At 50.5% G+C, this 2,027-nt stretch carries 2 protein-coding genes; one reads left to right on the forward strand and one right to left on the reverse strand.

Translation table 11 applies throughout. The features are described 5' to 3' along the window. Positions 1–216: 216 nt before the first annotated feature. The gene (locus B7G66_RS10870; protein WP_040510639.1) at positions 217–1,107 is read left to right on the forward strand and encodes a LysR family transcriptional regulator; all 891 of its coding nucleotides are present in this window, start codon (positions 217–219) and stop codon (positions 1,105–1,107) included. Between the two features lie 42 nt (positions 1,108–1,149). On the opposite strand, the gene B7G66_RS10875 is transcribed toward B7G66_RS10870, so the two are convergent. Beyond that, complete coding sequence (locus B7G66_RS10875) at positions 1,150–1,935, reverse strand: arginase family protein (protein WP_369523735.1); 786 nt, start codon at positions 1,933–1,935, stop codon at positions 1,150–1,152. Positions 1,936–2,027 lie beyond the last annotated feature (92 nt).

Raw genomic sequence — 2,027 nt, forward strand, 5'->3', positions numbered from 1 at the left:
AATTCGCCTCAATCATCATCCTGCTTAACTGACGACACGCCGTAGGGAAAAATTATTTCTCTTATTGTGCAGGAGGGATGGAAAATCTGTCTATCAAATTAAAATCAAAGGGTAAATACTAGATATTCAAAGCGAGATAAACTATGATCCCCAAAGCATTTATCGTTAAGATCATCATTGGTGATTAAGTGATAAAAACAGCATTCAGGTCAGCAAGTGTCACGAGAAAATTTCAGCGAACTACTTTCTTTTCTGGCGGTTGCCCAAGAACGGAGCTTTACAAAGGCGGCGGCCCGCAGAGGTGTTACGCCCTCTGCAATAAGCCACACCATGCGTCTTCTGGAAGAGCGACTGGGCGTCACCCTTCTGACGAGAACAACACGGCGTGTCGTTCCCACGCCTGCGGGAGACTATCTGCTGCAAAATATTCAGCCGCTTTTCGACGAAATCGAGAACCGGATGGCTAGCCTCGATGAATTCCGCAAATGTCCCAGAGGCAATCTGCGGATCACCGTAACAGATGAATCTCTGGGCTTCTTTCTTCGACCTCGCATTGCAGATTTTCTAAAGAACTACCCAGAAATCTCCTTGGAGATCTCAACAGATCTGCGCCTGATTGATATTGTGGATGAGGGCTTCGACGCTGGCGTGCGCCTTGGAGAACTGGTGACACAGGGGATGATTTCAGTGCCTGTATCGCCTGACATCCAATTTGCAGTTGTTGGGGCTCCGACCTATTTCAAAAGCCATGCCCTCCCCAAAACTCCGGCCCGTCTGCAAGAGCACAACTGTATCGGTGTTCGCCTGCCAACCCACGGAAAGATTTATCCCTGGCGTTTCAGACAGAAGGGAAAAGACCTGAAGTTTCAGCCTGTCGGCCAATTTGTATGCAATAATGTATTCGGTGCACGAGATGCCTGCCTGGACGGCATCGGCCTCGCCTACATCCCTAAAATTGTTGCAGAGGAACACATCCAGAATGGCAAACTGATATCAGTTCTGGAACCCTTCTGTCCGACGCATCTGGGGTTTCATCTCTTCTACCCCCGACACCATCGCCATTCGATGCCTCTGTCGCTGTTCGTCGAGGAAATGAAAGTAAAATGAGAAAGCCTGTCTTCGAAAATACAGGCTTTCTCGGGCGATGGTTTAACCGCCGATAAGAGGAAGCTGTTTGAGCATTTCCTGTAGGTTTAGCGCATCCCAGGGCATGTGCTCGGCAATCGTCATACCGACCACTTCTTTTTCGGTCGTCACTTCCTGAATGAGTTTCAGAACATCAGGAATATTGAGTTTTCCCTCGGCAACGTCTCCAAAATCATGCTTGCCCCGACCCGGTTTTGCAAACAGTAAAGAACGGAAGTTGTGCGGATCCAGCACATCCAGATCCAGATGAATGGCAAGCACTTCGATCTGACTGTCTTTTAGCCATTCCATGACCGGCTGTGCGCCATCACGCACCTGCTGGGGTGAACATGTCCGCAATCCATGATCCGCAATGAACTGGGCTTCGAACGGAAGTGGATCGTGGATGCCCGCAATCATCACATTCTTTGCAGGAACCGGCCTTGTCACTGCTTTCGTCAGGTCGGGGTCGCCATGGCCTAACAGAGCCCCCAGAACGTGTGCATGTGCGTTCGTATACTGCTTTGGGGTCTGAACGTCTGGATGGGTATCAATCCAGAGCACCCCCAGCCTGTCACCATAACGTTCTGAAAGCCACGAAAAAGGCACGAGCGAGACAAGACAGTCCCCACCCAGAACCGCCAGTGACTTTGGTTGATGGCGTTCAATAATTTTCCGGGCTTCCTGAATCTGTTTCAGCAGGACACTGCGTCCACGCATTTCATCCTCGACTGGCAAAGGAACGTCAGTCGGAGCGTCAACCGGAACTTCCTCAACAGGGCCAGCAGAAGGAGGAGCCAGCCAGGCCAGAAGTTTTGATCCAAGATAATAGGGGGGATTATCGCCGCCCTGCCACTGAGAGCCCGATCCGAAAGTTTTTCAAGCTTGACAATGCCTTGCTG

The sequence above is a fragment of the Novacetimonas hansenii JCM 7643 genome (assembly GCF_000964405.1).
GTDB lineage: Bacteria > Pseudomonadota > Alphaproteobacteria > Acetobacterales > Acetobacteraceae > Novacetimonas > Novacetimonas hansenii.